Source organism: Sphingomonas sp. HDW15A (assembly GCF_011301715.1).
In the GTDB taxonomy this organism is placed as follows: Bacteria; Pseudomonadota; Alphaproteobacteria; order Sphingomonadales; family Sphingomonadaceae; genus Sphingomicrobium.
Genome location: NZ_CP049870.1, coordinates 2,032,161 through 2,046,348, shown reverse-complemented (window position 1 = coordinate 2,046,348; position 14,188 = coordinate 2,032,161). Strand labels below are relative to the sequence as shown.

Below are 14,188 nucleotides of genomic sequence, written 5' to 3'. Positions count from 1 at the left end.
GGGGAAGTTGGCGGCCATGTAGGCGGCTCGCCCCGCTTGCGCCAGAGCAATCCGGGCCATAGGAGGGGCGCGCTCTGGCGTAAGGGGAAGGCAAATGGTCGACAGCGAGAACATCGCCGCCCAATCCCTCACCGCCACTGCCGAGCCTCCCATCGACCCGATCAAGGACGAGGAAGACCGGCTTCACCATGACTTTGTCGGTCGCGTTCTCGATGCCGTCGCGGCCGGCGACAATGAGACCGCCAAGGCGCTGGTCGAGCCGCTGCATCCCGCCGACGTTGCCGACCTTATCGAACTGGCCCGCTCCGACGAGCGCGAAGGCCTGGTCGCCGCGCTAGCCGACATCGTCGATGCCGACGTCTATGCCGAGCTTAACGAGCACGTCCGCGAGACGCTTCTCGAGGAAATGGAGCCGGCAAAGCTCGCCGAGCTGGCCGGTGAGCTCGATACCGACGACGCCGTCGCGCTTATCGAGGATCTCGACTTTGCCGAGCAGCGCGCCGTGCTCTCGGCGATGGAGCCTGACGACCGCGCGGCGGTCGAGGAAGCGCTAAGCTACGGCGAGGAGACGGCAGGTCGCCTCATGCAGCGCGACCTCATCGCCGTGCCGGAGCATTGGACGGTCGGCGCTGTGATCGATTACCTCCGCTCGTCAAAGGATCTGGCGACGGATTTCTGGGAAGTGTTCGTCGTCTCGCCCGACCACCACCCCGTCGGCACCTGCAAATTGTCGTCGATACTCCGTTCGCCGCGTTCCGTGCGGATCAGCGAGGTCATGACGGAGAAGCAGACCCTCATCCCTGTCGACATGGACCAGGAAGAGGTCGCGCTGAAATTCCAGAAATATGCGTTGATCTCCGCCGCGGTGGTCGACCCCAACGGCCGGCTGGTCGGCATGATCACCGTCGACGACATCGTTCACATCGTCGAGGAAGAAGCGAGCGAGGACGCACTGCTCCTCTCAGGCGCGGGCGATGGCGACATCAACGAGCCGATCGTCGACACCTACAAGGATCGGGTCCGCTGGCTGGCGGCAAATCTTCTCACCGCACTGGTCGCTGCTGCCATCATCAGCCGCTTCGAGGAATCGATCGAACGGATGGCGGTTCTTGCGGCGCTGATGCCGATCGTCGCCGGTGTCGGCGGCAATGCCGGCACGCAGACGCTCGCCGTTACCGTCCGTGCCATCGCCACCAACCAGCTCACGGGGTCGAACCATTGGCGCTCCGTGTGGCGCGAGATCCGGGTGGCGGTCATGAACGGCCTGACGATTGCCTTGCTCATCGGCGTCGGGGTGACCGTCTTTCTCGGCAGCGCCGGACTCGGCGCGGTCATCGCAGCGGCAATGCTGACCAACATCGTCATTGCCGGCCTTGCTGGCGTGCTTGTCCCGCTGGGGCTCGAACGTGCCGGCGCCGACCCGGCCGTAGCAAGCAGCGTGTTCGTCACCATGGTCACCGATTCGATGGGCTTCCTGGTGTTCCTCGGCCTTGCCACCTGGGTCGGATTGGGAACTTGAAACCCGAAGGCTGCTTGGCCAGTTAGTCCTGAAACCCCTCCCTTTGGGGTAAGGGTGTATGGGAAGACTGTGCCGCTTCATCTCACCAAGGTCGCCGTCGCCTGTGCGAGCATCGACGCGCTCAAGAAACGCGTCGCCCGGCGGGTGACGCAGGGTGGCGAGGTGCGCGTTCCAACGCGGATGCGGCCGAAACGGGCGAACGAATTGATTGGCGGGTCGCTTCACTGGATCATCAAGCACCGCATCGTCGCCCGCCAGCAGATCCTTCGCCTCGACGACCGCAAAGACGGGCGGATCGACATCGTCTGCGACAGCGAGCTGGTCATCCTCTCGCCAGTTCCCAGGCGCGCGCATCAGGGCTGGCGCTATTTCGAGATGGATGAGGAAGCTGCGCCGGACGACAGCGGCATCGGCGAGCTTCCGCCGGCGCTTTACGGCAAGCTTAGAAGTCTCTCGCTGGTTTAGCGCGCCTGGCTCTTGCATCCGCTGACCGTGGCCGACCCCTGGACGGAAAGCGTGCAGGCCGGGTTGCCGCCAAGGGTAACGGTGCCAACCCCGACGGCATTGACCTTCGCAGTGTCGGTGGCGGCGACCTTGACCACCGCCGGGCCCTCGGCGCCGATGACAGCGTCCTTGACGGTGAATTGCTCGGCATCCAGCGAGGAAATGCCGCGGACCATTAAGGTCGCCCGGCCCGCTTTTCCGGCAAGCCGCGCGCTGGCCGTGCCGGCGAGGGAGAGGTTGAACTGATCGACCTCGACATCGTCGATCGCAATCGATCCCGCGCCCTGCGCTGCGGCATCGAACTTCAGGCCTTCGACACGGTTGATGGTCATCGCTCCGCCGCCGTTGACCGTTGCCGCGCTTAGCTCGTGCGTACCGACCCGAACTTCGACAGGCCCGTCCCCTTCGCCCGGGTAGCCGCCCCATCCCGAAGAATTATTGACCTTGATGACCAGCGTACGCCCTTCGACCCGGAGCGACAGCTTATCGATCGCGCGGCCGCTTCCGATCGCCTTGGCATAGGGCGCCACCCCGGTCGTCAGCGTCACCCGGTAGCCTCCGTCGACACGGACCCGGTCGAAACCGCTGACCCCGAAATTGCGTTCGGCGGCCGACGCCGGGACGGCGGTCATTGCGGCAGATGCCAGTGCGGCGAGAATGATGCGGTTCATGGCCGCCACTCTCGCCGCGACATGGTTAAGAACGTCTTACGATCAGTTGCAGCGGACGTTGCCGCTGCCGGCCTTGCTAATGTTGCACTTGGCGCCGCCGCCGAGCTCGACGTCGCCGGAGCCCATGATGCTGACATCCGCCGTCTCGGTGGCATTGGCCCGTACGTTGCCGGATCCGGCGATCGAGATGTCGGCGGTCCTGGCGGTCAGCCCGGCAAGGTTGACATCACCCGAGCCGGCGATGTCGACTTCCAGGGCATCGACCTTGCCGGAGCCGGTAAACGCGCCCGATCCGGCGATCTCCACGGCGGTCTTGCCGCCGCTGAACGCTGCCACGCCGATCGATCCGGATCCCGCCACCTCGCCGGCAAAGTCGCCATCGACCTTGTCCACCGAAACGTCCCCGGAGCCGGCGATAGATGCGCCGCGAAGGGCCACGACGTTGACCGCGAAGCGCGCCTTGCCGCGGTTCCAGTTGAACCGGACACCCTTGTGCTTCTTGGGACGAATGACGAGCTCGCCGTTCTCCACCAGCACGTCCGTTTCATCAAGAAGATTGGCGCCGCCGCTGGCCGCCACCTGCGTATCGCCGCTAGTCGTAACCGCGACGTCATAGGGGCCGGCGACGGAAATGCGGTCGAACTGGCCGACCGGGTAGTTGCGGCTGGTTTCCGGTCCGGCGTCGCGGGTCTCGGTCTTTCCTCCGACGTGGCAGCCGGCAAGCGCCAAGGCGGTCGTGACGGACAGGATGGCAATACGGGTCATTCAATCCTCCTCGAAGCGTGTTGCCGAACTAATACACCAAGGCGCGGGTCTGCGCAAACGAAAAGGGCGCCCCTTTCGGAGCGCCCTTCGCGTGACACCACGTCAGCCTAAGTCTTAGGCGTCTTCTGTCTTCTTGTGATGAATGACAGCGGCCTTGTTCAGAATCTCGAGAAGCTTGGCCAGCGCCGCCTTCTCGTCGGTCTTCTCCATCGCGGCGAGTTCGCGCGCCAGGCGCGAAGAAGCGGCTTCGAAGATCTGCCGTTCGGAGTAGCTCTGCTCGGGCGCGTCGTCGGGGCGGAACAGGTCGCGGACGACTTCGGCGATCAGGGTCAGCTCGCCGGAGTTGATCTTCGCTTCATATTCCTGCGCGCGGCGCGACCACATGGTGCGCTTGACCTTGGGCTTGCCCTTCAGCGTTTCGAGCGCGTCCTTCATCGCCTTGTCGCTCGACAGCTTGCGCATGCCGACCGAATCCGCCTTTGCGACGGGAACCCGAAGGGTCATCTTTTCCTTCTCGAACCGCAGCACGTAGAGGTCCAGCGCGGTGCCGGCGATCTCGGTGCTCTGGAGTTCGACGACACGGCCGACTCCATGCTTGGGGTACACCACGTAATCGCCCACATCGAAGCTCAATGCCTTCGCTGCCATCAATTCACCTTTCTAAAGCCGGACGGGCAATGAACTCTTTCGACGCCGGACGCCCCCCAGTTGGCATGCGGCCGAGTTCCCCATCCTGATCGGAAAACCTGCACATTTCGGGCCGCTGCATCCCAGCACCGGCCCTCACGTGCGATTCTATAACATGTTTGTGACTAAATCTCCAGTCCCAGCTGCTTCGGGCCTTCCTCTTCCGACATCAACGCATGAAGGCTCATTCCGATCAATCGCACGCCTTTCCGTACCGGCAGCAGCCCGGCGAGCAGCTCCTCGCCGGCCGCCGTGAAAGCTTCTTCGTCGGGCACCGGGCGGGTGTAGCTTTTCGACCGCGTGACCAATGTGAAATCGGCATATTTGACCTTCAAGGTCACGGTTCGTCCGGCAACCTGGGCGCGAGCAATTCGCTGCCACGCCAGTCCGGCCACCCGCCGCACTTCGCGGCGCAGGTCCGCCTCATCGCTGTAATCCGTGTCGAACGTCCGCTCTGCGCTGACCGATTTGTACGGCCGGTCTGGCCTGACCTCGCGTTCGTCGATCCCGCGCGCGATCTGGTAATACCATCGCCCGCTGCTTCCGAAATGCGCCTCGAGTTCGAGTAGGCTCCATGCGGCGAGATCGGCGCCGGTGTGGATACCAAGGCGCTCCATCTTCGTGGCGGTTTTGGGTCCGACGCCATGGAAGCGGGCGACGGGCAGGGTAGCGACAAACGCCGGGCCTTTTCCCGGCGGAATGACGCACAGCCCGTCGGGCTTGTTCTGGTCGCTCGCCAGCTTGGCGATGAACTTGCAATAGCTGACGCCAGCGCTTGCGGTGAGGCCGGTCTCGGCATTGATTCGCGCTCGGATTTCCTCGGCGATGGCCCTTGCGCTGCCCAGCCCCTTGCGGTCCTCGCTGACGTCGAGATAGGCCTCGTCCAGGCTCAAGGGCTCGACCAGGTCGGTGTAATCGGCGAAGATTTCGCGAACCTGCCAGCTTACCGCCTTGTAGACGTCGAAGCGGGGTTTCACGAACACCAGATCGGGGCAGCGCCGTTTCGCGGTGACCGACGGCATGGCCGAGCGGACGCCATACTTTCGCGCTTCGTAGCTCGCCGCCGCTACGACTCCGCGGTGGCCGCCCCCGACCGCGACGGGTTTGCCGCGGAGGGCCGGATCGTCGCGCTGTTCGACCGACGCGTAGAAGGCGTCCATGTCGACGTGGATGATCTTGCGGGGCGTCGCATCGCTCACAGCCGATCGCCTAGCTTGGCACGGGCTTCAAGTCATGCTTAAGGGCGCGCAAACCCGCTCCCCCGAAGGACCGACATGAATATCCACGAATATCAGGCCAAGGATTTGCTCGCGAAATTCGGCGTTCCGGTGCCGGCCGGCTTCGCTGCGATGAGCGTTGACGAGGCAGTTGCCGCGGCCGGCAAGCTCCCCGGTCCGTTGTGGGTGGTCAAGTCGCAGATCCACGCCGGCGGGCGCGGGAAGGGCAAGTTCAAGGAGCTGGGGCCCGACTCGAAAGGCGGCGTTCGCCTCGCCCATTCGATCGACGAAGTGCGCGCCCATTCGGAAGAGATGCTCGGAAAGACCCTCGTCACGGTGCAGACCGGGCCGGACGGGAAGCAGGTTCAGCGGCTCTACATCACCGACGGCGTCGACATCGAAAAGGAGTTCTACCTGGCACTGCTGGTCGACCGCGAAAGCGGCCGAATCGCCGTCGTCGCCTCGACCGAGGGCGGAATGAACATCGAGGATGTCGCCCACGACACGCCTGAAAAGATCGCGACGATCACCATCGACCCGGCGACCGGGCTGATGCCGCACCACGGCCGCTCAGTTGCCGCCGCACTCGACCTTTCCGGCGATCTCGCCAAGCAGGCCGCCTTCGTCCTCGCCAAGCTTTACGACGCCTTCATTGGCACTGATGCCTCGCAGATCGAGATCAACCCGCTAGCGATCACCGATGGCGGCAAGCTGATGGTTCTCGATGCCAAGGTCGGCTTCGACTCCAACGCCATGTTCCGCCACAAGGACTTGGCCGAGCTTCGCGACCTCACCGAGGAAGACGCGCACGAAATCGAGGCCTCGAAATACGACCTCGCCTACATCAAGCTCGATGGCGACATCGGCTGCATGGTCAATGGCGCCGGCCTCGCCATGGCGACGATGGACATCATCAAGCTTTCGGGCGGCGAGCCTGCCAACTTCCTCGACGTCGGCGGCGGCGCCTCCAAGGAAAAGGTCACCGCGGCGTTCAAAATCATTCTTTCGGACCCGGCGGTGAAAGGCATTCTCGTCAACATCTTCGGCGGGATCATGCGCTGCGACACGATCGCCGAAGGCATCGTCGCCGCGGCCCGTGAAGTGAAGCTGGAAGACCCTTTGGTCGTCCGGCTGGAAGGCACCAATGTCGAGCTCGGCAAGAAAATCCTGTCCGAGTCCGGCCTGAAGATCGTCGCTGCCGACGACCTTGGCGATGCCGCCAAGAAGATCGTCGAAGAGGTCAGGAAAGCCGCCTGAGGCTTAGGAGAACCCCATGAAGCTGCTCGTCGCCGTCAAGCGAGTCATCGATTACAACGTCAAGCCGCGGGTCAAGATGGATGGCTCGGGCGTCGACCTCGCCAACGTCAAGATGTCGATGAACCCGTTCGACGAGATCGCGGTCGAGGAGGCGATCCGCCTCAAGGAAAAGGGCGCAGCGACCGAAATCGTCGCCGTGTCGATCGGCCCGGCCAAGGCGCAGGAGACGCTTCGCACAGCGCTCGCCATGGGCGCCGACCGCGCGATCCTCGTCCAGACCGAGGAAGAGGTCGAACCGCTCGCCGTCGCCAAAATCCTGAAAGGGATCGTCGATGAGGAACAGCCCGGCCTCGTCATCATGGGCAAGCAGGCGATCGACGACGATTCGAACCAGACCGGCCAAATGCTCGGCGCCCTGCTCGGTTGGCCGCAAGGCACCTTCGCCTCGAAGGTCGAGCTCTCCGGAAGCGACGTCAGCGTCACCCGCGAAATCGACGGCGGCCTCGAGACAGTGAAGCTCGCCACTCCGGCAATCGTCACCACCGATCTTCGCCTCAATGAGCCGCGCTACGCCTCGCTCCCGAACATCATGAAGGCCAAGTCGAAGCCGCTCGCCACCAAGTCGCCCGGCGATTTCGGCGTTGACGTCAAGCCGCGCCTTGAGACGCTGAAGGTTACCGAACCGTCGAAGCGCCAGGCCGGCGTCAAGGTCGGCTCGGTCGATGAACTGGTCGACAAACTCAAGGCGCTGGGAGTTGCCAAATGAAGACGCTCGTTCTCGTCGAACATGACGGCTCGTCCATCAAGGACGCGACCCTCGCAACCGTCACCGCCGCCTCGAAGCTTGGCGAAGTCCATTTGCTCGTCGCCGGTTCCGGCGTCGGGACGGTCGCCGAAGCGGCTGCCAAAATCGCCGGAGTCGGCAAGGTCCATGTCGCCGACGGCGCCCACCTCGCGCATCAGTTGGCCGAAGATGTCGCGCCGGTCGCCGCCGCGCTGATGGCCGATCACGATGCGTTGCTCGCCCCGGCCACCACCTACGGCAAGAACATCGCGCCGCGCGTCGCTGCCCTGCTCGACGTCATGCAGATTTCGGACATCCTGTCGGTCGAGGGCGAGGACACGTTCACCCGTCCGATCTACGCCGGCAATGCCATTGCCACGGTCAAGACGAAGGATTCGAAAAAGGTCATCACCGTTCGCGGTACGGCGTTCCAAAAGGCTGCTGCCGACGGCGGCAATGGCACGGTCGAGGCTGTCGACGCCGGAAGCGCAACGGGCAAGTCGAGCTTCGTCGGCGCCGAGCTGTCGAAGTCGGAACGGCCGGAGCTAACCAGCGCCAAGGTCATCGTTTCGGGGGGCCGCGCTTTCGGCTCCAGCGAGGATTTCCACAAGCTGCTCGACCCGCTCGCCGACAAGCTTGGCGCTGCGGTTGGCGCGTCGCGTGCAGCGGTCGATGCGGGCTATGCCCCGAACGACTACCAGGTCGGGCAGACCGGCAAAATCGTCGCACCGGAAGTCTATGTCGCGATCGGTATCTCCGGCGCCATCCAGCACCTTGCCGGCATGAAGGATTCGAAGGTCATCATCGCCATCAACAAGGATGAGGAAGCGCCGATCTTCCAGGTGGCGGACGTCGGACTGGTCGGCGACCTGTTCAAGATTGTCCCGGAGCTGACCGAGAAGCTTTAGGCGCCCTTGTCGTCGGAGAAGGCGCGGATAGTTGCGTCGACCTCATCGGCGAGCAGTGAATCCGCGCCATCGCGCTGGTCGGCGCCGAAAATTTCAGCCGCCTCTTCCTCGTCTGCGATGTCTCGCTCGGCCGCGGACGTCAGGCGCAGGACCGCGAAGCCGGCAAATGCTGCTGCGATGGAACCTGCAAGCGTGCCAAGCTTGGCTTGGTCGATCAGCTCGGCATTGCCGGGGAAAGCCAGAGCACCGATGAACAGGCTCATCGTAAAGCCGATCCCGCACAATATCGCAGCGCCATAGATTTGCGGCCAGCTCGCGCCCACGGGCCGGCTCGCCAGCCCGGCGCGCACCGCGAGCCAGACGGCCCCGAAAATGCCTAGCTGCTTGCCTATGAACAGGCCCAGCGCAACGGCCAGAGGAAGGGGCTGCAACAGCGTTTGCGTCCCGCCGGTCAGGTGCACGCCGGCTGAAGCGAAGCCGAACAGCGGCACGATGCCGAACATCACCCACGGGTGAATCCGGTGTTCCAGCACTTTCAGCGGCGAGCGACCTTCGCCTTTCGCAAGCGGCACGGTCAGCGCCGCGAGCACGCCGGCGATGGTGGCGTGAACGCCGCTCGCCAGCACCAGCCACCACAAGATCGCGAAGCCGATCATATACGGCCACAGCTTGCGAACTCCGAATTGGCCCATCGCCGCCATGCCCGCCGTCAACGCCAGCGCCCCGCCCAGCGCCATGACATTGAGGTCGCCGGTGTAGAAAATAGCGATGACCAGCACCGCGCCGATGTCGTCGACGATGGCGATTGCGACCAGCAGCAGCTTGATCGAAGCTGGAGCGTGCGGGCCGAGAAGCGCGAGTACTCCGATCGCAAAGGCGATGTCGGTCGCCGCCGGGATCGCCCAGCCATTGACCAGCGCCGGGTCGCCACCCGACACACCCAGGTAGACGAGGGCCGGAACCGCCATTCCGGCGATGGCCGCGATGATCGGCAGCCGCCGCTGCGCCGGGGTCGCGAGCGCGCCGTCATACCATTCGCGCTTCACCTCCAGCCCGACGAGCAGGAAGAAGATCGCCATCAACCCGTCGGCGATCCAGTAGTGGACCGACATCTGGCCGAAGCGCGGCATCACCGGCCCGATCTTGGTCTCCAGCAGGTGATGGTAGGTGTCGAAGAATGGGGAATTGGCGATAACCAGCGCAAGCCCCGCGGCCGCAATCAGCATCAGCCCCGCGGCGCGTTCCATTGCGCGCTGTTTTGCCAGGTCGGTCGCCATCGCCGCCTGCTATCCTTTCTGGCCAATCCGGTCGACCCCGCCATTGCCGGGTTTCGCATTCGGGCGTAGCCTTCGGCATATGGTCAAGTTTGTGCTCCTCGCCTGTTCGGCAGGCACATTGCTCGCCGCCCCGCTCCGCGCCCAGCCCGCCTCGGTCGCTTCCCCGGATGAACCGCCACTGGCGGCTCCGGTCGCCATCGATCCCTGCACGATGGTCAATCCGGACGAGATTACCGTCTGCGCCGTGCGCAATCAGAAGGACCGTTATCGGATCGATCCCGGCGTGCTCGGCGCCGACCGCGCGGCCAATGCCAATCCGCGGCCCGAACAGAAGCTTGCGCCCAAGGAAGCATGCCCGCCGCACGGTCCGATTTGCTCGGGGCAGGGCGCCGTCCCGATCAGTGCGATCGCCATCGCCGCCGCCAAGACCGCCCTCCTTGCCGCCAACGGCGGGGACTGGCGCGAGGGCCTCGGACTGACCGACGACGAGGATTACGAAGCCTATCGCCTGGCCAAGGCGAAGGAAGAGCGGCGCCGCCGGGAACGCAAGGTCCGTGTCGGCATCGGCGTTTCGGGCAACTGACGGCTGACGCACAGTTGGACGACGCGATCCTGGTCATCGACGAAGGCACGACGAGCACGCGGGCGATGCTCGTCGGCAGCGAGGGGCAGTGCGGTCCGGCGGCGCAGCACGAGCTCAGCGCCAGCTGGCCCCGACCGGCCTGGGTCGAGCACGACGCGGACGAAATCTGGCGGCTGTCGCTGAAGGCCGCGCGGACGGCCGCCTCTGCTTCGCCCGACAGCATCCGCACCATCGGCATCAGCAACCAGCGCGAGACCATCGTCTTCTGGGACCGCAAGACGGGCGAGCCCCTAGCGCCGGCCATCGTCTGGCAGGATCGGCGAACCGCCGATCTGTGCGCCGGCCTTCGCGAGGCTGGTCATGAACCAGCCATCCAGCAGAAGACCGGTCTTCTGCTCGATCCTTATTTCAGCGCTACGAAGATTGCCTGGGCATTGGATCATTGGCCGCAGCTTCGCGCCGCTGGCGACCGCCTCGCCATCGGCACGATCGACAGCTGGCTGGTCTTCAAGCTGACCGGCGGGCTCCATCTCACCGACGCGACCAACGCCTCGCGCACCCTGTTGATGGATCTCAAGGGCGGCTGGGACGAGGGGCTGTGCGACCTGTTCGGCGTGCCGCGCGGCGCACTTCCGGAAATCGTCGACAGCGCCGGCACGCTCGCGGCAACCGATCCCGCCTTGTTCGGGCGTCAAATTCCGATTTGCGGGATCGCCGGGGACCAGCAGGCCGCCGCCATCGGCCAGGACTGCCTTGCGCCGGGCGATACCAAGGCGACCTTCGGCACGGGCGCCTTCATCCTTACGCATTGCGGCACTGTGCCTCCCTGCTCGGCCAACCGGCTGCTGTCGACGGTCGCGTGGCAGATCGACGGCAAGCGCGCCTACGCCCTCGAAGGCTCATTGTTCGTCGCCGGCCAAGTCGTGTCGTGGCTGCGCGATTCGCTCGGCCTGATCGCCCGATCGGCCGAGACTGCCGCGCTGGCCACGTCCGTTCCGGGCAGTGAAGGTGTTCGGTTTGTCCCCGCCTTCGCCGGTCTCGGCGCGCCGCATTGGCAGCCGGATGCCCGCGCCGCGATCCTCGGGCTTACGCTCGGCACCGGCAAGGCGCACATCGTGCGTGCCGCTCTGGAAGGCGTTGCGAATCAGGGGGCGGAGCTCCAGCGCGCCTTTGCCTCCGACGGCGCCATATGGTCGAGACTTCGGATCGATGGCGGAATGGCGGCCAACGACTTTCTTGCACAGGACCTTGCCGATCTGCTCGCACTGCCGGTCGAACGCCCGGCCAATGTCGAAAGCACCGCTCTCGGCGCGGCGATGCTCGCTGCTGCCGGATGCGGCCTTTACGGCAGCTTGCGCGAAGCCGCCGACGCCATGGGAAGCCCTCTAAGGCGCTTCGATCCCGGGATGCCGGAGCAGGCGCGTTCAAGGCGCATCGCTGAGTGGGACAGGGCCGTCGCCGCGGTACAACGTCTAGGACAAGTGTAGAGTCAGCTTTCGACCCATTGCTGCCATTCGCGAGCCCTGAGTTTGCTAATGACCGTTCGGGTGCCGCCAGTGACTAGAGTTCAAGGGAGCTGTGCGATAATCTCGTCTCATGGCGAACAAACCGAAGTCCCAACACGACAAGTTTGATCCGGAGAAGCACGCCGCGATGAAGCAGGCGCTTCGGGATAAGGATAGGGAAGACCTTCGGCTCGGTCGCGCGACGGCTGGGGAGATCCATAAGCGCAATCTCTTCTTGGGATGTGTCGACATGAGCCGCGCCAAAATTGTTCACTACGGACCTGGCTCTGAGCCCAGAAGCAACGTGCGCTCAAAGAAGTAGGTCGGTGCGATTTGATCGGTTGAGCACCGTTCGCTGATGGAAGGTTTCGACAACCTGCCATGTCCGCTTTCGACCCATTGCTGACATTAAGACATCGGTTGTGATCCCACCTAAGTTCGCAAATCCTCCAGCAGCTTCTTGCCAAAACCATAGCTCGCCGCAGCAAGTACCATCGCAAATAGGCCGTGAATGAGAAGCACCACAACGAACCAAACTGGCGTGGCTGAAGTTACCACCCAGTGCGCTGCTCGTATCGGGACTTCAACCTGTCCAGTTCTCAGTCCTTCAATCAGCCGGATGAGAGAATAACCGGTCAGGGCGACACAAAATGTGACGCGAACAACTCCGGCTACCTTTGGGCCAAGGGGCGTATGCTTTCGATAACGCTTTTCTACTTTCATTCTCAGCGCGATAGCGGGCCGGGCTTTCCCAACCCCTAACATGTCATGTCACCTGTCGACCCATTGCAGACATTAGCTCTCTACCTCACGCGTACGGTCAGCGGACAAACTCCCGCGACTTTCGAAAACGAGGAACCACGCGCCGCCGCCCCAGAATCCGTTGGTCGCGCCGACGGCGGCGAAAAACCACATGGCGGTTGAGCCAAAGAGAAAGCCCGGAAAGTCCCGCACAAGGTAGGCAAAGGAACTGCCCACGACCGCGCCGATGACGGTGCCTACGCTCAAGAAGTAGAGAAGCCCCCGACGTTTCAGAACCCGCAATGCCAGAATGAACGGCGTGGCTAGAAGGAAGCCTGCGCTCACGAGAGCAAGCATACCCAGCAAGAAGCGAAATCCCCGAATCGGATCGCCGAACATAGCGCCCACCAACAGGGGAAATGGAGCAGCAGTAAGAAGCGTGAATGCCGCTAACCGCAGGATCATGTTTGTCCATTTTTTCAGGATCATCGGCTCGCCAGTCCCCCGGACTGGCTGTGCGGCCCTTCGCTGCGCTACGGGATCGCAACTTTCCGAAATGTCCCCCGGACATTTCGAATTTGCAATGGTGCCCAGGGACGGGATCGAACCGCCGACACTGCGATTTTCAGTCGCATGCTCTACCAACTGAGCTACCTGGGCCCACGTCTTCGGCCGGTCGGCCGGAAGGGCGTTGCGGGCGTCTAGCTTCCGTGCCCGTCGCTGTCCAGCCCGTCCGTCGCGGCTGGCGGGCCGGGGATGCGATAGCCGTCGCCGAGCCACTTCAGAAGGTCGCGATCCTTGCATCCGCGGCTGCAGAACGGTTGATTTGCGGCGCTCGGCGGCTTGCCGCAAACCGGGCAGTCTTTAGGCTTTTTCGGCATAGGCCGCGGACATGGCGAGCGAAGGCTCGGCGCGCAAGGTCACGCTTCCGCCCACAGTTCGGGAAAGCCGCTCGAGCCAGCCCGGCCTTCCTTCGAGGACGGCAATGAGCGCCGGATGTCCGACTAGGCGGATTGCCCCCACCTCCCGGCTTGCCCGCCGCAACAATGCACGCGCCTCGAAGGCGGCGCGGTCGTCCGCCAGTTCAATCAGCGACGCCCGGCGGCGCGGCCGCACGACCTGCACGAAGCCAAAGCCGTTCATTGCCGTTCGCTCGAACGGCTTTTCCAGATAATCGTCGAGGATGGCGTCGATCTGGGCGCGCGCGCCTTTGTCTCTCAAGGTCGGGAAATCGATGCCCACCGACCCGCCGATGTCGAGGCGGCGGACTGCCCGCGCCGCAGCCCAAGCGGCCATCTGGCTGAGCTTGTCGGGGACCAGCCAGCCGTCGACGTCGATCATCGTCATCGCCGCCGTCGGCTCGATGCGCAGCTCGCCGCCGTCGAAGCGGACATGTCCCTCACGCGCTTCCTCCATAAGCTCGTCCCAACCGTCGATCCGGCCTGGCCGCCCATCAGCCAGCGGCGGCGCCTCGCGGGGGTCTCGTCGGCCCGCCGCGCAAGCCCCAGCTTCCACGGCTCGCTTCCGCCCAGGGCCTCGCGGGTCACTTCCACGAACAGCCGACCGCCTTCGCTGACCCCGCTAATTCCGCGTGGCAGCAAGAAGCGCTCGCCGTTTGCCTCGACCGTGACGCGCGGTGCGACCGCGACCAACTTCGCTTCGAGCACCGTTCCCGCAGGTGTCACGCCCTCGCGCCGAACCCGCGCCTCGACGATTTCGTCATTCTGGATCAGCGCGGCGCGGGTCTCGCCGATACCATACTCGATCACC

Annotated in this window: 17 protein-coding genes and 1 tRNA gene; 7 read left to right on the top strand and 11 right to left on the bottom strand. The window is 64.3% G+C overall.

Features of this window, described 5'->3' with window-relative positions; genetic code table 11:
* Window positions 1–94: 94 nt before the first annotated feature.
* Window positions 95–1,519 (top strand): magnesium transporter, encoded by a 1,425-nt coding sequence (mgtE, locus tag G7076_RS10735; protein WP_166202710.1) that lies wholly within the window; start codon window positions 95–97, stop codon window positions 1,517–1,519.
* Window positions 1,520–1,573: 54 nt separating this feature from the next.
* The gene (locus tag G7076_RS10730; protein WP_240913783.1) at window positions 1,574–1,984 is read left to right on the top strand and encodes a DUF1489 family protein; all 411 of its coding nucleotides are present in this window, start codon (window positions 1,574–1,576) and stop codon (window positions 1,982–1,984) included.
* Here the strand turns inward: G7076_RS10730 and G7076_RS10725 are convergent.
* The 4 genes from G7076_RS10725 to dinB all read right to left on the bottom strand — a co-directional run bounded on the left by G7076_RS10725 (window position 1,981) and on the right by dinB (window position 5,306).
* Window positions 1,981–2,694 carry a DUF2807 domain-containing protein gene (locus G7076_RS10725; RefSeq protein WP_166202708.1) on the bottom strand — a complete coding sequence of 238 codons (714 nt, stop codon included), beginning with the start codon at window positions 2,692–2,694 and terminating at the stop codon, window positions 1,981–1,983. The two genes, G7076_RS10730 and G7076_RS10725, sit on opposite strands and share 4 nt — an antisense overlap.
* A gap of 42 nt (window positions 2,695–2,736) precedes the next feature.
* Window positions 2,737–3,459: a head GIN domain-containing protein gene (locus G7076_RS10720; protein WP_166202706.1), complete on the bottom strand. Its 723-nt coding sequence runs from the start codon at window positions 3,457–3,459 to the stop codon at window positions 2,737–2,739.
* Between the two features lie 114 nt (window positions 3,460–3,573).
* Window positions 3,574–4,107 (bottom strand): CarD family transcriptional regulator, encoded by a 534-nt coding sequence (locus G7076_RS10715; protein ID WP_166202704.1) that lies wholly within the window; start codon window positions 4,105–4,107, stop codon window positions 3,574–3,576.
* Window positions 4,108–4,271: 164 nt separating this feature from the next.
* Window positions 4,272–5,306, bottom strand: coding sequence for a DNA polymerase IV (dinB, locus tag G7076_RS10710; protein WP_166203593.1), 1,035 nt, complete (start codon window positions 5,304–5,306; stop codon window positions 4,272–4,274).
* 114 nt (window positions 5,307–5,420) lie between these two features.
* On the opposite strand from dinB, the gene sucC reads away from it, so the two are divergent.
* The 3 genes from sucC to G7076_RS10695 are packed head-to-tail and all read left to right on the top strand — an operon-like array spanning window position 5,421 to window position 8,312.
* Window positions 5,421–6,620 (top strand): ADP-forming succinate--CoA ligase subunit beta, encoded by a 1,200-nt coding sequence (gene sucC, locus G7076_RS10705; RefSeq protein WP_166202702.1) that lies wholly within the window; start codon window positions 5,421–5,423, stop codon window positions 6,618–6,620.
* Between the two features lie 16 nt (window positions 6,621–6,636).
* Window positions 6,637–7,386, top strand: a complete 750-nt coding sequence (locus G7076_RS10700) for an electron transfer flavoprotein subunit beta/FixA family protein (RefSeq protein ID WP_166202700.1) — start codon at window positions 6,637–6,639, stop codon at window positions 7,384–7,386.
* The gene (locus tag G7076_RS10695; RefSeq protein ID WP_166202698.1) at window positions 7,383–8,312 is read left to right on the top strand and encodes an electron transfer flavoprotein subunit alpha/FixB family protein; all 930 of its coding nucleotides are present in this window, start codon (window positions 7,383–7,385) and stop codon (window positions 8,310–8,312) included. Before G7076_RS10700 ends, G7076_RS10695 begins: the two co-directional genes overlap by 4 nt.
* On the opposite strand, the gene nhaA is transcribed toward G7076_RS10695, so the two are convergent.
* Window positions 8,309–9,589: a Na+/H+ antiporter NhaA gene (nhaA, locus tag G7076_RS10690; protein WP_166202696.1), complete on the bottom strand. Its 1,281-nt coding sequence runs from the start codon at window positions 9,587–9,589 to the stop codon at window positions 8,309–8,311. The genes G7076_RS10695 and nhaA overlap by 4 nt on opposite strands.
* 79 nt (window positions 9,590–9,668) lie before the next feature.
* Here nhaA and G7076_RS10685 point away from each other — a divergent pair, with 79 nt between their 5' ends.
* Together G7076_RS10685 and glpK are read left to right on the top strand one after the other, a co-directional pair.
* Window positions 9,669–10,172 carry a hypothetical protein gene (locus G7076_RS10685; protein ID WP_166202694.1) on the top strand — a complete coding sequence of 168 codons (504 nt, stop codon included), beginning with the start codon at window positions 9,669–9,671 and terminating at the stop codon, window positions 10,170–10,172.
* 14 nt (window positions 10,173–10,186) lie between these two features.
* The gene (gene glpK / locus G7076_RS10680) at window positions 10,187–11,659 is read left to right on the top strand and encodes a glycerol kinase GlpK (protein WP_166202692.1); all 1,473 of its coding nucleotides are present in this window, start codon (window positions 10,187–10,189) and stop codon (window positions 11,657–11,659) included.
* Window positions 11,660–12,109: 450 nt separating this feature from the next.
* Here glpK and G7076_RS10675 read toward each other — a convergent pair whose 3' ends face one another.
* The 6 genes from G7076_RS10675 to G7076_RS10650 all read right to left on the bottom strand — a co-directional run bounded on the left by G7076_RS10675 (window position 12,110) and on the right by G7076_RS10650 (window position 14,187).
* On the bottom strand, window positions 12,110–12,400 hold the full coding sequence (locus tag G7076_RS10675) for a hypothetical protein (protein WP_166202690.1): 291 nt from the start codon (window positions 12,398–12,400) through the stop codon (window positions 12,110–12,112).
* Between the two features lie 72 nt (window positions 12,401–12,472).
* Window positions 12,473–12,907, bottom strand: a complete 435-nt coding sequence (locus tag G7076_RS10670; protein WP_166202688.1) for a hypothetical protein — start codon at window positions 12,905–12,907, stop codon at window positions 12,473–12,475.
* Between the two features lie 95 nt (window positions 12,908–13,002).
* Window positions 13,003–13,078, bottom strand: a tRNA-Phe gene (locus tag G7076_RS10665).
* Window positions 13,079–13,119: 41 nt separating this feature from the next.
* Window positions 13,120–13,299, bottom strand: coding sequence for a DNA gyrase inhibitor YacG (gene yacG, locus G7076_RS10660; protein ID WP_166202686.1), 180 nt, complete (start codon window positions 13,297–13,299; stop codon window positions 13,120–13,122).
* Window positions 13,283–13,834, bottom strand: coding sequence for a ribonuclease E/G (locus G7076_RS10655; RefSeq protein WP_166202684.1), 552 nt, complete (start codon window positions 13,832–13,834; stop codon window positions 13,283–13,285). The genes yacG and G7076_RS10655 overlap by 17 nt, the downstream gene beginning before the upstream one ends.
* Complete coding sequence (locus G7076_RS10650; protein WP_206367535.1) at window positions 13,762–14,187, bottom strand: hypothetical protein; 426 nt, start codon at window positions 14,185–14,187, stop codon at window positions 13,762–13,764. Before G7076_RS10650 ends, G7076_RS10655 begins: the two co-directional genes overlap by 73 nt.
* Between the last annotated feature and the right edge of the window lies 1 nt (window position 14,188).